Origin of the sequence: Methanofollis formosanus (assembly GCF_019633745.1) — an archaeon.
Lineage (GTDB): Archaea > Halobacteriota > Methanomicrobia > Methanomicrobiales > Methanofollaceae > Methanofollis > Methanofollis formosanus.
In genome coordinates this window covers 2,138,969-2,158,086 of sequence record NZ_CP037968.1, presented here as the reverse complement: position 1 = coordinate 2,158,086, position 19,118 = coordinate 2,138,969, and the positions used below count along the sequence as shown (strand labels likewise).

The window sequence follows — 19,118 nt, the reverse complement described above, 5'->3', positions numbered from 1 at the left end:
TGGAGAGATGGTAAAGGTCATTAACACGAGTGGAAAAAGGAAGACCGCGATCGCACGGGCAACCCTCAAGGAAGGAAAGGGCCGGGTTCGGATCAACGCCGTGCCCCTCGAGATCTACGGGACCGAACTGGCCCGCATGAAGATCTCCGAGCCTCTCTTCCTCGCACCGAACGCAATCGAGGACATCGACGTGACGATCGAAGTCAACGGCGGCGGGTTCATGGGCCAGGCCGAGGCAGTCAGGACCGCACTCGCCCGCGGCATCGTCAAGTGGCACAACGACCCGAAGATCAAAGACATCTTCGTCACCTACGACCGCACCCTCCTGGTCAACGATTCACGCCAGAAGGAAGCAAAGAAGCCGCACGGTCGTGGAGCACGGGCAAAGTTCCAAAAGTCTTATCGTTAAGCTGGACAAAAGAAATGGAGGTAATCGAGATATGATCCCGGTACGTTGCGTAACATGCGGCAAGGTGATCTCCCCCGCATGGGAAGAATTCAAACAGCGACGGGAGGCAGGCGAGGATCCCAAAGAGATCCTCGATGATCTCGGTTTGAAGCGGTACTGCTGCAGACGGATGCTGCTCACTCACAAAGAGATTGTGGAGGACATCAATCCGTACCAGTGAGGGGTCGTGGGGTAGCCTGGACTATCCTATGGCGTTCGGGACGCTGTGACCTGAGTTCGAATCTCAGCGACCCCATTATCTATTATGAGTTTTGAGGGTGAATGATGGACCCATATACTCGCTATGAAAAAGCACGGATTATTGGAGCACGAGCGCTCCAGGTCTCCATGGGTGCCCCAGTCCTGATTCAAACCACCAGTGTCGATCCCCTCAGCATCGCACTCGAAGAATTCGAGAACGATCGGATCCCTATTACCGTAAAGAGAAAGGCGTGATCTGATGACTGAGATTGAGAAAATTGTACTGAGGACGATCCAGGACAGTCGGGGCAACCCGACCGTTGAGGCGGAGATCTACACTGCGTTTGGTTTTGGCCGGGCGGCAGCGCCGAGCGGGGCGTCGACCGGCACCTGGGAAGCAAAGGTGCGGCCGCCCCGCGAGGCGATCGCAGCAGCACGCGAGCACCTCCTGCCCGAACTCGTCGGCAGAGACGCCGCCGATCAGGCGGGCTTCGACGCCATTCTCCATGAGATCGACGGGACGCCCGACTTCTCGAACATCGGTGCGAACGTCGCGGTTGCACTCTCCCTGGCCTCTGCCAAGGCTGCAGCAGATGCAATCGGGGCCGACCTCTTCAGGTACCTCGGCGGGGCCTTCGCCCAGAAGACACCCCTGCCCCTGGGCAATGTCATCGGCGGCGGGGCACACGCGGCCAATGCCACCGACATCCAGGAGTTCCTGATCGTACCGACCGGTGCGTCCTGTGCGGACGAGGCGGTCTTCGCCAATGCCGCGGTGCACAAGAAGGTGAAAGAGCTCCTGGTCGCAGCCGGCAAGGGCTGCGGCAAGGGCGACGAAGGGGCATGGGCACCCAGGATCCAGGACATCGAGGCATTCGAACTGCTTCAGGAAGCCGTGGGTGCGGTCTCCGACGAACTGAACTTTGCGATCAGCATGGGTGTCGATGTTGCGGCCTCGGAACTCTGGGACGGCGAGACCTACACATACAAGGACGCAAAGCGGTCGACGGAAGACCAGATAGCCTATATTGCCGACCTGGTCGACCGGTACAACCTGGTCTATGTCGAAGACCCCCTCCAGGAGGAGGACTTCGAGGGCTTTGCCGAGCTCACCAGCCAGGTCGGGGACCGGTGCCTCATCTGTGGCGACGACCTCTATGTCACCAACACCGAGCGGATCACCAGAGGCATCGAGACCGAGGCGTCCAACTGTGTGCTCATCAAACCCAACCAGATCGGGACCCTGACCGACACGTACGAAGCGGTGCACCTCGCCCATACCCATGGTATGGAGACGGTGATGAGCCACCGCTCAGGTGAAACAACTGACGAGACCATCGCCCATCTCGCCACCGCGTTCGAGTGTATCTTCCTCAAGTGCGGGGTCGTAGGCGGCGAGCGGATAGCAAAACTGAATGAACTGTTACGCATTGAGGAGCTGATCTAAATATGGCTGAAGCAAATGAGATGGAGATCGTGCTGGACGAGCCCCTCGCGCCGGTGGAAGACTACCTCGCCGCGGGCGTCCACATCGGCACGCAGCAGAAGAGCCAGGACATGAAGAAGTTCATCTACCGCGTGCGCGGGGATGGACTGTATATCCTTGACATCAGGTCGACCGACGAGAGGATCAAGACCGCAGCAAAGTTCCTTTCGCAGTACGACGCCCCGAAGATCCTGGTCGTGGCCTCGAGACAGTACGCCCAGTACCCGGCGCGGAAGTTCGCCGAGAGCATCGGCGGGACGTCGGCCATCGGCCGGTACATCCCGGGAACCCTGACCAACCCGAACTTCAGGGGCTACATCGAGCCCGACGTCGTCGTGGTCACCGACCCGATGGGCGATGTCCAGGCTGTCAAGGAAGCAATCCAGAACGGGCTTCCGGTTGTCGGGCTCTGCGACACCAACAACATGACGAAGTACCTCGATCTGGTCATCCCGACGAACAACAAAGGGAGAAAGGCACTCTCGCTCATCTACTACCTGCTCACCAAGGAGATGCTCAGGATCCGCGGTGTTTCCACCTCCCTTACTCCCGAGGACTTCGAGACCGAGCTGTAAGGAGGGGGCATGGATGGAGACGAGAAAATGCAGCGTCTCTGGCATGTATTACCCGGGCGACCCGGCTCACCTTGAGCAGTTCCTCGGGATGGTCTTCCAGGAGGCCGGAGAACCCGACATGCCCGATGCCTCCGGCATCGTCTCCCCCCACGCAGGCTACCCCTATTCAGGGGCCGTGGCGGCCCGAGCATTCGCCGCCATTTCATCCTCTTTTGACGGGACATTTATCGTCATCGGCCCGAGTCATGAAGGATTCATGACCTGTGCCTCGAAACTTCCCTGGGAGACCCCTCTCGGGATCGTCGATACCGACACCGAGCTCGTCGAGGCGATCGGGGTGCCGGTGGACGAGCGGGCCCATGCCGGCGAACACTCGATCGAGGTGCAGGTGCCCTTCATCAAGTACCGCTTCCCACGGGCACGGATCGCTCCCATCATGATGGGAGACCAGAGCATGGAGAGCGCCAAGGCGCTGGCGTCGGCGATCGTGCGCGCCGTTCAGGAGACCGGACGGGAGGTGCGGGTCGTGGCATCGAGTGACTTCTCGCACTATGTCCCCCAGGACCTTGCCAGGCACGTGGACCTGCAGGCGATCGAGGCGCTGGAGAGTCTGGACGTCCCCGAGTTTTACCGGCGGATCAAATTCCTGAACGTCAGCGCCTGCGGGTACGGACCGATCGCAACGATGGTCCTTGCGGCCAGAGCCCTGGGTGCGACCAGAGGAAAACTGCTCTCTTATACCACGAGCGGAAACATTACCGGAGATCCGATCGTCGTCGGGTACGCGGCGGTAGCGGCGGTGTAGCGTGGCTACCTGGAGCGCACCCGGCAAGGTCTTCCTTTTTGGCGAGCATGCCGTCGTCTACGGGAAACCGGGGGTGGCAATGGCCATCAAGCCCCGGGTCACCGTGACGGTCAGGAAGCACCGTCATCCCCCGCGGGTGCGTTCACCCTATATCGAGGAGTGTTTCAGGTCGACCGGCGTGAAGGGGAGCGTGTACATCAGGTCCCAGATCCCCTCGTCTTCGGGCCTGGGATCGTCGGCCGCCGTGACCACCGCGACCCTCGCCGCGATCTCAGATGAGTTCGGACTCAATTTTTCAAAAGAAGAGATTGCACGCCGCGCCTTTGCCATCGAGAAGAAGGTCCAGAAGGGGCGGGCGAGCCCGACCGACACCTATGTCACGACCTTCGGCGGGATCGTCCTGATCACCGGAGACTCGAAACGTCGCCTGCCACCACAAAACCTCCACCTGGTCATCGGAAACTCCCAGATCTCTCATTCAACCGCGAAGATGGTGGAGCATGTGGCAAAGGAACGGCAGCACAACCCCGAGATCGTGGACCCCATCCTGGACGCCATCGGCGCGGTGACGACGCAGGCGATCAAGTCGATGAACAAACCGCAACAGCTCGGCAAGTGCATGGACATCAACCACGCCCTCCTCGAGGCCCTCGGCGTCGGCCATCCGGTGCTCTCCAAACTCGTGCTCTCTTCCAGGGCGGCCGGGGCCTTCGGCGCAAAGTTGACCGGGGCCGGTGGCGGCGGGTGTATGGTTGCGCTCTGTCCAAAACACGCGAAGAGCAGAGTTGCAGGTGCGATTGATGCGATGGGGGCACGTTCGATCATCACGACAATCGACACCAAAGGCATACGCAAAGAGAAAGATGGATAACAGAATCACACTGCTCAAACTCGGCGGGAGCATCGTCACCGACAAGGCCGGCACCGGGGGCGTCGAGTATGCGCGCCTAGCGACGCTCGCCGGAGTGATCGCGGCCAGGCCCGATCTCCGGCTGGTCCTGGTCCATGGTGCGGGGTCCTGCGGGCACCCGGAGGCGAAGGAGTACCACATCCAGGACGGCGTCGGCCCTGCGAACAAAGCAGGGATCGCCGTCACCCACGAGGCGGTCGCCGGGCTCAACCGGGCGGTGGTGGCGGCACTGCGTGCACACGGCGTGGACGCGATCGGTGTCCACCCCCTCGCCGCGTGCCGTGCCCAGAGCGGACAACTCATATCCTGTGAGTGCATACCTATAGCTCAACTGGTGCGGCTGGGCATCACCCCGGTCCTTCATGGGGACGTGGTGATGGACGCACGCCGCGGTGCCTGTATCATTTCAGGTGACCAGATCATCCGGTACCTCGCCATCGCGCTCGAGGCGGGACGGGTCGGGCTTGCAACCGACGTCCCGGGCGTCCTCGACGAGGGAGCGGTCGTACCGGAGATCACAAGGGACACAGTCGGACGTCTGTCTATCGGGTGTTCAGGGAACACCGACGTCACCGGCGGCATGAAAGGGAAGATCACCGAACTGCTCGCACTTGCCGACGCGGGAGTGGAGTCGCATATATTCCATATATCCCGGATCGAGGACTTCCTCGACGAAAAAGATCACGGCGGAACGATAGTCAGAAGGTGAGAGCCAGAGAGTACGGCAGGCACACCCAGATACATTTCGGAGGGATTGAGATCAGAAAAGATATGCAGACACCCTCCCGCAAACTCGACCACCTCCAGATCTGCTGCAACACACAGGTCGAGGCAGGAAGAGCCGGGTTCGAGGACGTCAGGCTCGCGCACGCGGCCCTCCCCGAACTCGACCTTGAGGGGATCAGACTGCAGACGCGTTTCCTGGGAGCAGAGCTTGGCTCCCCGCTCTTTATCGCCGCCATGACCGGTGGCCACCCGGCGACCACCGAGGTGAACCGGCGACTTGCACGGGTTGCCGAGGAGTTCAGACTCGGGATGGGGGTCGGTTCCCAGCGGGCCGCCCTCGAACACCCCGAACTCGAGGAGAGTTTCACGGTGGTCAGAGACGAGGCGCCGCACGCCTTCCTCTGCGCCAACCTGGGGGCGGTGCAGCTCCGCGACCACGGCGCCGAATGGGCCGAGCGGGCGGTCGAGATGATCGAGGCGGACGCCCTCTGTATCCACCTCAACTTCCTCCAGGAAGCGACCCAGCCCGAAGGCGACCACGATGCCCGCGGGTGCCTTGCCGCGATCGCAGACCTCTGCAGGGACTTCAGGACCCCGGTGATCCTCAAGGAGACCGGAGCCGGGATCACGGCGGAGACCGCACGTCTCATCTGGGGTGCGGGCGCGGCGGCGATCGACCTCGGCGGTGCGGGCGGCACCTCGTGGGCGGCGGTCGAAGTGGAGCGGACCGGCGGGGACGAAGCACTGAAGGCTCTCGGCCAGCGTTTCCTCGGATGGGGAATCCCGACCGTGGTAAGCCTCTGCGAGGTGGCCGGCAGCGGGCCGGTGATCGCCACCGGCGGCGTGAGAAGCGGGATCGATATCGCCAGGGCCCTCGCGCTCGGTGCAGACCTCGGGGGCATGGCCCTCCCCCTCCTCAAACCGGCAATGGAGAGCGAAGACGCGCTTGAACAGACAGTCAGGGCGTTCCTCCGGGAACTGCGGGTCGCAATGTTTCTGACCGGCTCGGGCAGTGTCCGGGACCTTGCACAGGTGCGGACCTATATCACCGGGACGACCAGGCAGATGCTCTGTGAATAAAGACACAAGGAGAAAGAAAATGGATATTGAGATCGTTGCAGTGGGCGGCTATAACGAAGTCGGCCGAAACATGACCGCCGTCCGCTGCGGAAAGGAGATCGTCGTCTTCGATATGGGGCTGCGGCTCGACCAGATCATGATCCACGAGGATGCAGAACTCGAAAACATGCATTCCCTGGACCTGATCGAGATGAAGGCCATCCCTGACGACACCATGATGAACACCGTCGAGGGGACGGTGAAAGCGATCGTGTGTACGCACGGTCACCTGGACCATATCGGTGCGATCCCCAAACTCGCCCACCGATACAATGCTCCCATCATCGGGACGCCGTATACCATCGAACTGATCAAGCAGCAGATCCAGGGCGAACAGAAGTTCGGGGTGAACAACAAACTCCAGGTGCTGCGGTCAGGCAACCGGTACCGCATCTCCCAGAACCTCACCCTCGAGTTTGTGCGGATGCAGCACTCGATCATCGACACGGTGATGGCGGTGCTCCACACCAAGCGCGGGGCGGTGGTGTACGCCAACGACTTCAAACTCGACCGGACGCCGGTGCTCGGCGACCCGCCCGACTTCGCGCGGCTGCGCCAGATCGGGAAGGAGGGCGTCGTCGCCCTCGTGGTGGAGTCCACCAACATCGACCGGAAAGGGCGGGCGCCGAGCGAGCGAATCGCAAAAGAACTGGTCAGGGACACGATGACCAGTTACGAGGACGACAAGAGTGCGATCATTGTCTCGACCTTCTCGTCCCATATCTCAAGGATCAAGACCATCGCCGAATGTGCGTATGAGATCGGGAGAAAGCCGGTCCTTCTCGGTCGGTCGATGGAGCGCTACTCGACGACGGCGGAGCAGCTCAAACTCGTCGCCTTCCCCAAGAACCTCTCGGTCTTCGGAAACCGGCGGACGGTCGACCGGACATTCCGCCAGATCATGAAGAACGGGAAGGACAAGTATGTCCCGATCGTCACCGGCCACCAGGGCGAGCCCGGGGCGATCCTGACCAGGATGGCCCACGGCGACACGCCGTTCAAGATGTCCAAGGGAGACAAGGTGCTCTTCTCGGCGAAGGTCATCCCGAACCCGATGAACTATGGGCAGCGCCATCTGGTCGAGACGCTCCTGCGGATGCAGGGGGCACGGATCTTCGATGACCTCCATGTGAGCGGGCACGCCTACCGGGAAGACCACTATGAACTGATCCACCTCCTCAACCCGCAACACATCATCCCCTCCCACGGGGACATCGATATGACCGGCGGGTACCTGAGGTTCGCGGAGGGGTGCGGTTACACCCTGAACAACGACATCCATATCCTGAGAAACGGGCAGAGAGTGTTGATCAAATAAGAGAAGAACTGGTTCGTATGAGCGAAGATCTCAAAGATTATCTGGAGAGAACCGCCGAGCAGGTCGACTTGATGCTCGATCGGTATTTCGGTGACGCCTTTGGTGAACTCTTTAAGGCAAGTGCGCATCTGCTCCTCGCAGGCGGGAAACGCCTGCGGCCGGCGGTGCTCCTTCTCTCGGCCGAGTCGGTGCGCCCCGGATCCTCCGACGACCTGATGCACGCAGCGGTCGCCCTGGAGATGACGCACACCTTCACCCTCATCCATGACGATATCATGGACGGGGACGCGACGCGGCGAGGTGCCCCGACGGTCCACGTGAAATGGGACGAGCCGACGGCCATTCTGGCAGGCGATGTCCTCTATGCAAAGGCCTTCGAGTTCATCACCCACGCGATCGCCGACGACCGGGCGCGGGTGAAGGCGGTGGCGATGCTGGCACGGACATGCGCCGAGATCTGTGAGGGGCAACACCAGGATATGGCCTTCGAGACGGCCGAACGGGAGATCGAGGGCTTTGAATATATCGAGATGGCCGGGAAGAAGACCGGAGCGCTGTATGCGGCTTCGGCGGCCATCGGCGGGATTCTGGCCGGAGGGAACGCTGTCCAGGTCGATGCTCTCTACCAGTACGGGATGAACGCCGGGATCGCCTTCCAGATCCAGGACGACCTCATCGACCTCCTCGCACCTCCCGAGAAGAGCGGGAAGGACCGCGGTTCAGACCTGCGCGAGGGGAAGCAGACGCTCATCGCGATCACGGCTCGGGAGAAGGGGCTTGATCTCGCTCAGTACCGCCGGTCCGACCTCACCCCCGAGGAACTGGACCGGGCGATCGCCGAACTGGAAGAGGCCGGTGTGGTCGACGCGGTCCGCGAGATCGCAGAAGAAAAAGTGGCGACGGCCAGGCGCGCCCTCTCGGTCCTGCCCGAGTGCACGGAACGCCAGCACCTGGACGACCTCGTGGAGTTCTTCATCAGCAGGAGCTTCTAAGATGGACGCGGCGCTCAGACGGATCCTCTACATCTACGCGCTCGAGAACGCGGCAAAGCACGGCAGCGTTCCCAGGGCAAAGGCGGTGATGGGCAAGGTGCTCGGTACCCACCCCGAACTCAGGCCGCACGCAAAAGAACTCCCGGCCGCCCTCGAGGAGGTGCTGGCCGAGGTGGCGACGATGGCGCCGGAGGCATGGAAGGCGAAGCTTGCCGAACTCGCCCCCGAGGTCGTCGACGAGATGGACGCCGGGAAGAAGAAGGAGACCAAAAAAGAACTTCCCCCCCTGGAAGAGGCCGAGGACGGCGTGGTGATGCGGTTCGCCCCGAACCCCTCAGGCCCGCTCCATCTGGGCCACGCCCGCGCGGCGTTTCTCAACGACGCCTATGTGAAGCGGTACGGCGGGCGGTATGTCCTGCGGATCGAAGATACCGACCCGCGCCGGGTGGACCCTGACGCCTACCGGATGGTCCAGGAGGATATCGAGTGGATGGGACTCGGGGTGACCGATATCGTCTACCAGTCCGACCGGATGGATATCTACTATGACCTGTGCAGGAAGCTCATCGAGATCGGCGGGGCCTATGTCTGCACCTGCGACGCGGGGCGGTTCAGGGAATTGAAACTGGCAAAGAAGGCTTGCCCGTGCCGGGCCCATACGGTGGAGGAGAACCTGGAGCTCTGGGAGCAGATGCTCTCGGGCGGGTTTGCCGAGGGGCAGGTGACGGTACGGGTGAAGACTGATCTGGAACACCCTGACCCGGCGATCCGGGACTTCTCCATCTTCAGGATCGTCGATTCGCCAGCACACCCGCGGATCGAGGCGAAGGTCTACCCGCTGATGAATTTCTCGGTGGTGGTCGACGACCATCTCCTCGGGATCACCCATGTGATCAGGGGCAAGGACCATATCGCCAACACCAGACGGCAGCGCTATATCTTCGACTACTTCGGGTGGAAGCCGCCGGTATACCGTCATTATGGGCGGATGTCCATCGAGGGGCTGGTCCTTTCGACCTCCTCAATGCACCAGGGGATCGACGAGGGCACGTACACCGGGTGGGACGACGTCCACCTGGGGACCCTGCGGGCGATCGCACGCCGGGGGATCCAGCCCGAAGCGGTGCGCCGGGCGATGGTCGATCTCGGGACCGGCGACACGGACATCTCGTTCTCGTGGGAGAACCTGTATGCCCAGAACAAGGCGGTCATCGACGAGACTTCGGACCGGTTCTTCTTTGTCCCGAACCCCGTACGCTACGAGGTGGAGGGGGCGCCCGAACAGAGGGCACGGGTGCCGCTTTACCCCGGCGACGAGAAGAGAGGCGTGCGCGAACTCGCCTTCACCAGTGCGGTCGTCCTCCCGGCGGCCGAAGTGGAGGGGGCGGGGATGGTCCGCCTCAAAGACCTCTTCAACATCGAACTGAAAGGAGAAGGGCAGGCGGCCTATGCCGGCGACGACCTCGCGGCGGCCCGCGAGGCGAAGGCCCCGATCATCCAGTGGCTGCCGGCGGAATACGGGATCCCGTGCACCCTCCGCACGCCTGAGGGCGATATCGCCGGGGTCTGCGAGCCCGAGGTGACAGAGCACGTCGGCGGGACGGTCCAGTTCGAGCGGGTGGGCTTTGCCAGGATCGACCGGGTCGAGGACGGCCGGGTCGTCGCGTTCTTCGCTCACCGCTGAGCGGGATCTGCGTTTTTCTTTTTTTGGCTTTGTAGAATCGGGCATGAGCCTCGGGCTCAAGCATACGGGATGAAAATTTTCTGAGCTGCGCTACGGCGTGTGGGCGGGAACCCAATCCTCGCGACAGGATCTTTGGAAGATCTAGTTTCATCGCCGCCCCGGCTATCCTCGTCGTGGGGGGCCGGGGGCAGAGCCCCCGGCGCGAGATTGCGGGAAAGATTTGACGATTACGGGCGGCCGATCCATCAGAGAGATTCTCTATCCTCTGCGTATCGGCTTCAACGTGATATGAAAAGTTCAAACGCTCATGCAAACCTGAAGAGAGGATCGTCTGGATCATTTTCATGGTAAATCGTCTTGATGGTTCTCTTCGACGGGGGGCGTGCCGCCCCCAGAACCCCCCGCACGAAGAGAGGCGGGAGACTGCAACCCCTCTTTCATGGTCATTGCTCCGCTTTCCGCCCCAATCTTCATCCTGGGAGTCCGGGGGCAAAGCCCCCGCGCAAGCATGAGGGAAGGCGATGGATGAAGGTCACAAGGGGGTTGAGGTGATGAAAAGAGGATGTTTTCTACAGAGCCCTTTTTTTTTTTGCTTTTTAGAATAGGGTATGAACCTGCGTTTCAAGCATACGCGATAAAAATTTCTCGTCGCTTGATCGCTCTCTTCAAGACAGGAGAACCGATGGGGATTGTGTTCCATCGCCGCCCACAATCGCAAAATTTTTACCGCCAGTTCTTCAGTCTTAAAAAAAGAGAGACCAAGCGACGAGACATTTGAGCTCAACAAAGCTGTCCCATGCAGTCGGTCTGAGGCAGGTTCCCGCGCTCCCCTACCTTCTTATATCACCACTCCCATCACCCCCACTCATGGTGCGCCCTGTATCCTACCTCGTGGTCGCCCTGGTCGTCCTCCTCCTCGCCGGAGGAGCAGGGGCTGAGACGACAGAGATGATCAATATCGACGCGGTCGAGGCCGACGCGCCGGGAAGCCTGACGATCACCGGGACGACAAACATCGCCCCGGGAAATACGCTGCAGGTCGAAGTGACCTCTTCGGCCTTCGAGCCGACGGCTAAAGATACCGAGGCGCCGTTCTATGGGGTGAGCGGGACGGCGATCGTCGAGGCGGGAGAGCCGCTGAACACCTGGGAGCTCACGACCGATGCCGATCTCCCGCCTGATGAGTACACCATCACCGTCGAATGGGTGGAGGGGGATGCACAGGCAAGCACCACCTTTACCGTCACCGCAGAGGAGGAGGTGACCGGGACGGTCACCCCCACGACATCGGTACCTGAGACCCCGGTCACCTCACCGACCGCCCCGACGACGACGCCGACCGAGGCGTCGGTCAGTGGAGCCGCAGCGGCACTCGGACTGATCGGTGCGATGCTCTTCATCCGCCGGAGATAAATAGAAGGACCGAGAGATCCCCCCTCATGACACAGAACAAAGCATGGGCGACGGTCGTCCTGGCCGTTGCCCTCTCTCTCCTCTGCGGCATAGTGGTCGCAGAAGAGGCCTCCCTTGACTGGACCTACGAGACCGGTGCAACGGTGCGCGGGGTCTCGGTCTCTGCCGACGGCACGGCGGTGGCGGCAGGGGGAGACGATGGGAAGGTCACGCTCCTTGGACGCGATGGAGCGGTGCTCTGGGAGAAGAAGGCACAGGCGAACGTGAACAGCGTCTCGGTCGCACCGAACGGGAGCGCGGTGGGCGCGGCCTCCTCCGACAACCATGTCTATCTCTATGAGATCAACGGCGAGAGGCGCTGGAGTTATCTCCTGCCGGGAAGAGGGTTTGCCGTCGCGGTCGCCGACGGCGGGGCATATGTGGCCGCCGGAGGGTCGGACGACCGGGTCTACCTCCTGGACGGAGATGGAGAGGTCCTCTGGAAATATTATGTCGGATCCGACGTCCTCGCCACGGCCGTCACTCCAGACGGATCGCTGGTCGCCGCAGGGTCGACCGACGAACAGCTCTATCTCTTCAACGCCTCGGGAAAACTTCTCTGGTCCACCCCGGTCTTCAGTGATGTGCTGGGGGTCTCGTGTTCCCCCGATAGCCAGTATATCGTTGCAGGCACCTCTGAGGGTCGGGCATATCTCTTCTCCGTCGACGGCGAAAAAATATGGGAGTTTCGGGCCGGCGGATCGGTCACGTCGGTCTCCATGACCGAAGACGCCCGGAGTGTCGCAGCCGGTTCGCTTGACAGAACATTCTCGATCCTTGACCGGAACGGTGAGAGCATCCTGTCCGAAGAGACCGGAACGGCGGTCAGGGGTGTTGCCCTCACCGCCGACGGCCTCACGCTGGTGACCGGTAGCGGTGACCACATGGTGCGAGCCTATACGCTCTCCCTCGCAGAACCGCAGGAGACACCGACGGCCGTCCCGCCGCCGCTCACCACGGCAGAACCCACGCCGGCGACGGGTGCCATGACCGTCTCCTCCAATCCTCCAGGCGCCGCAGTCTATATGGACAACCTCCTCGTCGGCAAGACGCCGGTCACCGTCCCCGACCTCGAGCCCGGCAACCACACCGTCACGCTCGAACTCGAGGGCTATGAGCCCTGGACCGGAGATTTCCGCGTTCTGGCCGGAACGACGGTGACGGTCAACGGCACACTTATGCAACGTCCGGAAACGACGCAGACGCAGGCAGGGACGCCGATCCCGGTCATGGCCATTTTCGGGGCCATGTTCGCTGTGGTCGTCATCGGCCTGAAGAAAAAGGACTAGAGAGTTCCAGAGCCAGGAACCTATTTTTTCGGCTCTGGAGAATCAGACATGAACCAGGGGTCATGCCTGATTTTACAAGGCCGGGCCTTATGGTTGTGTAGAAAAAGGCATACGTCGAGAAAAGCACACTTCATGATGCATACCGGATGAAAATGTCGCTTGAGACCGGGACCTTATCTCCCCTGAAGAGGGTCGACCAGCCCACGTCCTATCTCACGATAGCAAAGATGTACAGAGTAGACGATGAATATAGCGAGGAAGATCCATCCGAAGCCATCTTTGAGGGAGAATATTCCACCAGGGCCGGCCCCGAGGGAGAGCGCACCTCTATCTATGCGTTCACCCCGGAGCAACTGGCGAGAGCAGATGTCGAGTACTCTTCTGATCCTCAAGACGAGATGGATGAGGCCTGCATCCCACAGGATCCATCCGCCAGTGGGGATCGAAAACAGTCTGATCTATAAGGTCAGGTATGATTCAACCGCCTTCCCGGTTGAAATTCTGCAATGAAGGCGGCACATTCTGACCATCCCACCTTCCCGCCCACTCGCACCGGGACGCACCCGCCTGACTCCCACAGAGACACCTATCCTCAGGTCTTTCCTCACCAAAAAAAAAAGATTTTTTGGGCCCTGTAGAATCAGGCACGATCCTTGGGCTCAAGCATACGCGATGAAAATTTCTTGTCGCTTGATCTCTCATTTTCAAGACCAAAAAACCGGCGGCGATCTTGTTCCATCGCCGCCCCCCGCTCATCCTCGTCGTGGGGGTTTCGGGGGGCGGCAAGTCCCCCGGAGAAGAGAACGATCAAGATGATTTCTTTAGAGCCATTTTTTCATCCCAGGAAATGCCTGATGTTCGCCGCCCTCAAGATCCCGGACCTGACATCCGCAGTCCGACCTTCCTTCAGGGCCAGGCGGACCTCGGCCGCGCACTCGAGGTGCTCCGGGTCAGGTTCGACGTCGACGAGGTCGCAGACCATCTTCGTCAGGGATGTCGGGACATACTCGGACTCGGGATCGAAGTACCGCACTGCGTCGACCAGATCAGCGTCGAAGTTCACATAGACCTCGCGCAGGAACTCGATGTCGTCGGACGCAAGGGCGTCGAGGCCGAGAAGTTCGGGGGGAAGACCGATCGAGTACAGCGCCGAGGTGAAGGCGATCGCCCTGGGAAGGGTGACCCCGCCCATGCTCCGGGAGTAGCCAAAGAGCCCGATATGGAGTTTGCGCATTCTCCGACTGGGTCCAAAGGCGGCGACCCGGTTGATGAGGTCGGAAAGCGCAGTGACGCTTTCCATGTACCGCGCCGTGCACTTCCCGACCACCGGGAGCACTTCTTCTTCTCTGATCTCCATCGGGGTCGCGACCTCGCGCGCCTCGAGGGTTGCCACCGCACGGCGGACCGTGTCCTGGGGATAGTCGTACTTGAATGCCGACTGGACTGTGAAAGTATGAACACTCGGGTACTCGGCGGTACATCGATCCACGGTTTCGGGACCGAGATTTCCCCTGAACGGGGCGGACCCGACACCGATGATCGGATAGACCGGGACGCCCGTCTCCTCGGCCAGGATATGAAGGCGGAAGAGCGCAACTTTGTTGAGGAGAATCGCACCCACCATCCCGTAGTTCATCGCCGGGTCCGAACGCGCGAGGAAGACCCGCTGGTAGGCGAGGTCTTTGTCCTCCATGTAACGACCGACAATGCCGGCGGCATTGAGCATGCTCGGTTGGTCTTCAAAGAGCGGGATCACGTCGATCTTTTCCGGGTAAAACCGCCCGATCCAATCGGCAATTGTTTTCTCGCGTCCACCGAGCCGTTTGTATTGCTGACCGACCACAAAGTCGCGGTAATACTGATAGATGTTATCGATGGCAGGGTACGATGACGCCATCGGGAGGATGACCTGGAAGATCGGAGGGATCGTGTTCCCTGAGAAGAGATGGGCAACATCATAGGAGCGCGGGATACTCTCCAGGGTCTCAAGAAGGACCTTCGCCTCCGCCTTCTCCACCTCAGGGTTCGGTACCCTGAGCGTCAGAAAGACGTCTTTTCCGAGGGGATGTTCATCAAAATATGAACCATACCTGGAGAGGAGTTTCTTGACGACGAAGTTGTCGACTTCTTTTCCTTCACAGTCCCACATCTGCTCCCTGCACCCAAGATGGGAGTAAGCATAGTAGGCCTCCCTGACTTCATCTTCTCCACCAAGTTGCGCATTCTCGGCGAAAAACGGAATGTGAACATTGTCAGGATGTTGTGTACTCATACACTTCGGGATATCCGGGATATCATTCATGGCAAATGCTCCATGGGGACCGAGATATCAGAATGATCCCAATATCTACACTATGAAGATGAAGTTATATATCATTTCGGAGAGAACGGCACAAAACAATCATAAATTGAAGAAATATACCCAAAAATAGAACTATACCATTGCATAAGGGATGAATAGCAGCGCACTGCCGTTCCCAAGTGCTCGCGCAACTCAGTACAGGGCAATACGTTAACGGGCTTAACTGCTGGGTTCGGAAAGAGTCCAGGTGTTTCCCCGCTGCTCTGGCCGCTATACGCTATAATAGTCAGCCTCAATGAGATATAAGGGTATGCACACCGGCCCGTCCATTCAGATCTGAAACCTGAAATCCTGGGATCACACCGGGGAAGAAATATATCAAACAAAACGAGTGATGGCAACTGAACTCTCAATGAATCGATCTTCCTGCAGGATAACCCCAGGACGGCTCATTACGTGAAAGAGAAAGACATTATTTCAGCGACAGAGAATCTATGCTGAAGCAAGCTCAGTAAAACACAGAATAAATAAACTCAAAGAATAACAGTCTAATAATAAGGAAGGGGATAGCAGCTCACTACCGTTCCCAAGTGCTCGCGCAACTCAGTACAGGGCAATACGTTAACGGGCTTAACTGCTGGGTTCGGAAAGAGTCCAGGTGTTTCCCCGTTGCTATGGCCGCTATCACCCAAAGCCAAGGCCCGGATTTGAACCGGGGTGTAGTTGATCTGCAGTCAACCGCGTGGCCGCTCCGCCACCTTGGCAGCCGTGATAGTTCTCTATGATGTTAGACATCATAGAATTTAAGGGTATGCACATCGGATTTCGTCTGGGTTCAACGGAAGACTGGATTTGGACGTTAGTACTTGCGGACTGAACACGTCGTTACCTCCGTGCTTACATCCCAAGCCTATCAAGCGGGTCTTTTACCCATGTCCTCAACGGAGTCTCTTTTTGGGCCGGGTTTCAAGCTTAGATGCTTTCAGCTTTTACCCCTTATCGCGTAGCTGCCCGGCACTGCCTTGTCAGACAACCGGTCGACCAGAGGCGACGAAAGAAAGTTCCTCTCGTACTATTTCTTTCTTACCCTCAGACTCCAAACACCCCAAATAGATAGTAACCGACCTGTCTCACGACGGTCTAAACCCAGCTCACGATCCCCTTTAATAGGCGAACAACCTCACCCTTGGCTGCTGCTGCACAGCCAGGATGGAAAGAACCGACATCGAGGTAGCAAGCCGCCGGGTCGATATGTGCTCTTGCCGGCGACGACTCTGTTATCCCCGGGGTAGCTTTTCTGTCGTCAATAGCCCTCATCAAAAAGGCGTATTGGTTCGTTAGACCCGAGTTTCCTCTCGCGATTCCTTGCTATTCGGAATCGCGTCAGGCCAACTTTTGCTCTTGACACTCTTCTGTGAGTTTCTGACTCACATGAGTTGACCTTAGGGCACCCTTGATATCTTTTCGAGGGTGTGGCGCCCCACCCAAACTGCCTACCTATCGTTGTCCTCAAGAGAGTTAGTGCTACAGTAAACCAAGGATGGTGTCTCATCGTTGGCTCCCCGCCCCCCACAAGGGACGGATCGACGCCTCCCATCTACACTGCGCAAGGAATACCGTAACACAGCGACAGGCTGCAGTAAAGCTCCACGGGGTCTTCACTTCCCATTTGGGGTCCCTGGCCTCTGCACCAGGATAAAAGGTTCAACGGATTCGTGTTTGGGACAGTAGGGCTCTCGTTAATCCATTCATGCAAGTCGCCAATTAAGCGACAAGGTACTACGCTACCTTAAGAGGGTCATAGTTACCCCCGCCGTTTACGAGTCCTTCGTCCGGTTGAAACCAGTGTTCAGATACTCGCACTGGGCAGGAATCACCGACTATACTAGTCCTTACGGAGTTGCAGTCAGCTATGTTGTTATTAGACAGTCAGAGCCCCCTGGTCACTGCGACCTGCCTGATCACCAGGCAGGCACCCCTTCTTCCGAAGTTACGGGGCCAATTTGCCGAGTTCCCTAAACACGATTTATCCGACACGCCTTAGCCTTTTCAGCTAGGGGCACCTGTGTCAGTTCTCGGTACGGACATTTGGTCACCTTTTCATGGACTCCAGGAATTTGCCGAGTTACCCCATCACACTTTCACCCGGTTCTCACCATAACGGTACTCCCCGGACTTAGATGCTTAGACAAGGCGACAACCTTGCTTGGCATATCCCAAAGTGTCAGTGCTTTCGCAAAGACCAAATGGTACAGGAATATTAACCTGTTTCCCTTTCGCTGCACTCGCGTTACGGTGCAACTTAGGACCGACTAACCCTCGGCTGACGAACATTGCCGAGGAAACCTAGCCCCTCCGGCGGATGGGATTCTCACCCATCTTTGCTTCTACTACTGCCAGAATTCTCATTCCTACACGGTCCACAGGAACTTACGACCCTGCTTCTTCCCATGCAGGACGCCTTCCTACTAGATCACCTTGCGGTGCTCCGTGGTCTCTGTAGTAGGCTTTAGCCCCGTCCATTTTCAGTGCCCTAAACCTAGACTGGTAAGCTGTTACGCACTTTTTGAAGGGTAGCTGCTTCTAAGCTCACCTCCCAGTTGTTTTTGGCCTAGGACGCCTTTCAGTATTGACACTTAGCCTACATTGAGGGACATTAACCACGGTCTGGGTTGTTTCCCTTACGCATTACAAGCTTACCCCGTAATGCGGACTTCCAGCCATCCACGACGTCGGGGAGTTTGGAGTTTGACAGGAGAGCGAGGAATTTCTTCCCCGGGATCCCCAATCAGTGCTCTACCTCACCGACTATCTCCGGCCAGGTCATGCTACGGCATGTTTCGGAAGGAACCAGCGGATGCCGGGTTCGATGAATCTTTCACTCCTATACACAGGTCACGAGAATGATTTGTATATCAAAACCTCATGCGGTCCTCCACGCAACTTTCGTCACGCTTCAACCTGCCCACGCATAGATCACCCGGCTTCGGGTCTAGCCCCATTGACTCCACGCACTTTTAATACGCCGTCCCACACCCGAAGGCTACGGACTTGTTGCTTTCGCTCCGGCTTCCCTCTACGGTTAACCTTCGCCAACGAGACTAACTCTCTGGCCCATTCTTCAAAACGTAAGTTATGACACTGGCAACTGCACCCGTACTACCGCCTCGCGACGGGTTCCTTCATGCAGAAGATCCTTTCGCGCCATAACACACTGTAACCTGTCAGTTTCAGGCACTTTTAACCACCTTTTCAGGGTTACTTTTCAGCCTTCGCTCACGCTACTACTACGCTATCGGTTTCGAGTTGTATTTAGTTTTGGAGGTTGATGACCCCCAGATTCCCGCGAGAATTCCAACCCACGGTACTCAGGACACTACCAGGACGAATTAGCTTACGTGTACGGGACTATCACCCTCTCTGGTACCTCTTTCCAGAGGACTTCCACTTCACTGCATCATCCAGACGGTAGGCCTACCACACCACATGTCCCCGAAGGGATTCGGTTTGAACTATGTCGCTTTCAATCGCCTTTACTCACGACATCTCGGTTGATTTCTTTTCCTGCCCCTACTGAGATGTTTCAATTCGGGGCGTTCCCGATCCTTACGGATCAACACCGAAATGTTGGGATGTCCCATTAGGGAATCTCCGGATCGTAGATTCCTTGCCTCTCCCCGGAGCTTATCGCAGCTTGGCACGCCCTTCTTCGGCACTCGAACCGAGCCATCCACTGACAGGCGTGGTTCCAGCGTTCCGCTGAACCCATTTGACGCCCGATGTGCATTCCCTTTACACGGCTTCTTCAGGT

The 19,118-nt window shown here is 58.9% G+C and carries 16 protein-coding genes, 2 tRNA genes and 3 rRNA genes; 16 read left to right on the top strand and 5 right to left on the bottom strand.

Annotated features, from left to right (window positions below):
• Window positions 1-7 precede the first annotated feature (7 nt).
• The 16 genes from E2N92_RS09865 (at window position 8) to E2N92_RS09790 (ending at window position 13,469) form a co-directional block, all read left to right on the top strand.
• Window positions 8-409: a 30S ribosomal protein S9 gene (locus E2N92_RS09865; RefSeq protein ID WP_220681008.1), complete on the top strand. Its 402-nt coding sequence runs from the start codon at window positions 8-10 to the stop codon at window positions 407-409.
• Window positions 410-440: 31 nt separating this feature from the next.
• Window positions 441-629, top strand: coding sequence for a DNA-directed RNA polymerase subunit N (locus E2N92_RS09860; RefSeq protein ID WP_220681007.1), 189 nt, complete (start codon window positions 441-443; stop codon window positions 627-629).
• A tRNA-Pro gene (locus E2N92_RS09855) sits at window positions 630-704 on the top strand.
• A gap of 29 nt (window positions 705-733) precedes the next feature.
• The gene (locus tag E2N92_RS09850; protein ID WP_220681006.1) at window positions 734-904 is read left to right on the top strand and encodes a DNA-directed RNA polymerase subunit K; all 171 of its coding nucleotides are present in this window, start codon (window positions 734-736) and stop codon (window positions 902-904) included.
• A 4-nt stretch (window positions 905-908) separates the two neighbouring features.
• On the top strand, window positions 909-2,096 hold the full coding sequence (gene eno / locus E2N92_RS09845; RefSeq protein ID WP_220681005.1) for a phosphopyruvate hydratase: 1,188 nt from the start codon (window positions 909-911) through the stop codon (window positions 2,094-2,096).
• A 2-nt stretch (window positions 2,097-2,098) separates the two neighbouring features.
• Window positions 2,099-2,710 carry a 30S ribosomal protein S2 gene (gene rpsB, locus E2N92_RS09840; RefSeq protein ID WP_220681004.1) on the top strand — a complete coding sequence of 204 codons (612 nt, stop codon included), beginning with the start codon at window positions 2,099-2,101 and terminating at the stop codon, window positions 2,708-2,710.
• A 13-nt stretch (window positions 2,711-2,723) separates the two neighbouring features.
• Window positions 2,724-3,515 carry an AmmeMemoRadiSam system protein B gene (amrB, locus tag E2N92_RS09835; RefSeq protein ID WP_220681003.1) on the top strand — a complete coding sequence of 264 codons (792 nt, stop codon included), beginning with the start codon at window positions 2,724-2,726 and terminating at the stop codon, window positions 3,513-3,515.
• Between the two features lies 1 nt (window position 3,516).
• The gene (gene mvk / locus E2N92_RS09830) at window positions 3,517-4,386 is read left to right on the top strand and encodes a mevalonate kinase (protein ID WP_220681002.1); all 870 of its coding nucleotides are present in this window, start codon (window positions 3,517-3,519) and stop codon (window positions 4,384-4,386) included.
• Window positions 4,379-5,134 carry an isopentenyl phosphate kinase gene (locus E2N92_RS09825; protein ID WP_220681001.1) on the top strand — a complete coding sequence of 252 codons (756 nt, stop codon included), beginning with the start codon at window positions 4,379-4,381 and terminating at the stop codon, window positions 5,132-5,134. Before mvk ends, E2N92_RS09825 begins: the two co-directional genes overlap by 8 nt.
• Before the next feature lie 62 nt (window positions 5,135-5,196).
• Window positions 5,197-6,231 carry a type 2 isopentenyl-diphosphate Delta-isomerase gene (gene fni / locus E2N92_RS09820; protein ID WP_220681000.1) on the top strand — a complete coding sequence of 345 codons (1,035 nt, stop codon included), beginning with the start codon at window positions 5,197-5,199 and terminating at the stop codon, window positions 6,229-6,231.
• Between the two features lie 19 nt (window positions 6,232-6,250).
• The gene (locus E2N92_RS09815) at window positions 6,251-7,588 is read left to right on the top strand and encodes an RNase J family beta-CASP ribonuclease (protein ID WP_220680999.1); all 1,338 of its coding nucleotides are present in this window, start codon (window positions 6,251-6,253) and stop codon (window positions 7,586-7,588) included.
• Window positions 7,589-7,605: 17 nt separating this feature from the next.
• Window positions 7,606-8,580 carry a polyprenyl synthetase family protein gene (locus E2N92_RS09810; RefSeq protein ID WP_220680998.1) on the top strand — a complete coding sequence of 325 codons (975 nt, stop codon included), beginning with the start codon at window positions 7,606-7,608 and terminating at the stop codon, window positions 8,578-8,580.
• Window position 8,581: 1 nt separating this feature from the next.
• Window positions 8,582-10,264, top strand: a complete 1,683-nt coding sequence (locus E2N92_RS09805) for a glutamate--tRNA ligase (RefSeq protein WP_220680997.1) — start codon at window positions 8,582-8,584, stop codon at window positions 10,262-10,264.
• Window positions 10,265-11,131: 867 nt separating this feature from the next.
• Window positions 11,132-11,677, top strand: coding sequence for a hypothetical protein (locus E2N92_RS09800; RefSeq protein WP_220680996.1), 546 nt, complete (start codon window positions 11,132-11,134; stop codon window positions 11,675-11,677).
• A 26-nt stretch (window positions 11,678-11,703) separates the two neighbouring features.
• Entirely contained in the window at window positions 11,704-13,005 is a 1,302-nt protein-coding gene (locus tag E2N92_RS09795; RefSeq protein WP_220680995.1) for a PEGA domain-containing protein, read from the top strand.
• Window positions 13,006-13,151: 146 nt separating this feature from the next.
• Window positions 13,152-13,469, top strand: coding sequence for a hypothetical protein (locus E2N92_RS09790; protein ID WP_220680994.1), 318 nt, complete (start codon window positions 13,152-13,154; stop codon window positions 13,467-13,469).
• A gap of 371 nt (window positions 13,470-13,840) precedes the next feature.
• Here the strand turns inward: E2N92_RS09790 and ppcA are convergent, their stop codons facing one another.
• From ppcA to E2N92_RS09765, 5 genes are all read right to left on the bottom strand, one after another.
• A complete protein-coding gene (ppcA, locus tag E2N92_RS09785; RefSeq protein WP_246589170.1) occupies window positions 13,841-15,277 on the bottom strand; it encodes a phosphoenolpyruvate carboxylase in 1,437 nt (478 codons plus the stop codon).
• Between the two features lie 183 nt (window positions 15,278-15,460).
• A 5S ribosomal RNA gene (gene rrf, locus E2N92_RS09780) occupies window positions 15,461-15,582 on the bottom strand.
• 289 nt (window positions 15,583-15,871) lie between these two features.
• Window positions 15,872-15,993 (bottom strand): 5S ribosomal RNA (gene rrf / locus E2N92_RS09775).
• A gap of 6 nt (window positions 15,994-15,999) precedes the next feature.
• A tRNA-Cys gene (locus E2N92_RS09770) sits at window positions 16,000-16,071 on the bottom strand.
• 76 nt (window positions 16,072-16,147) lie between these two features.
• A 23S ribosomal RNA gene (locus E2N92_RS09765) occupies window positions 16,148-19,065 on the bottom strand.
• Between the last annotated feature and the right edge of the window lie 53 nt (window positions 19,066-19,118).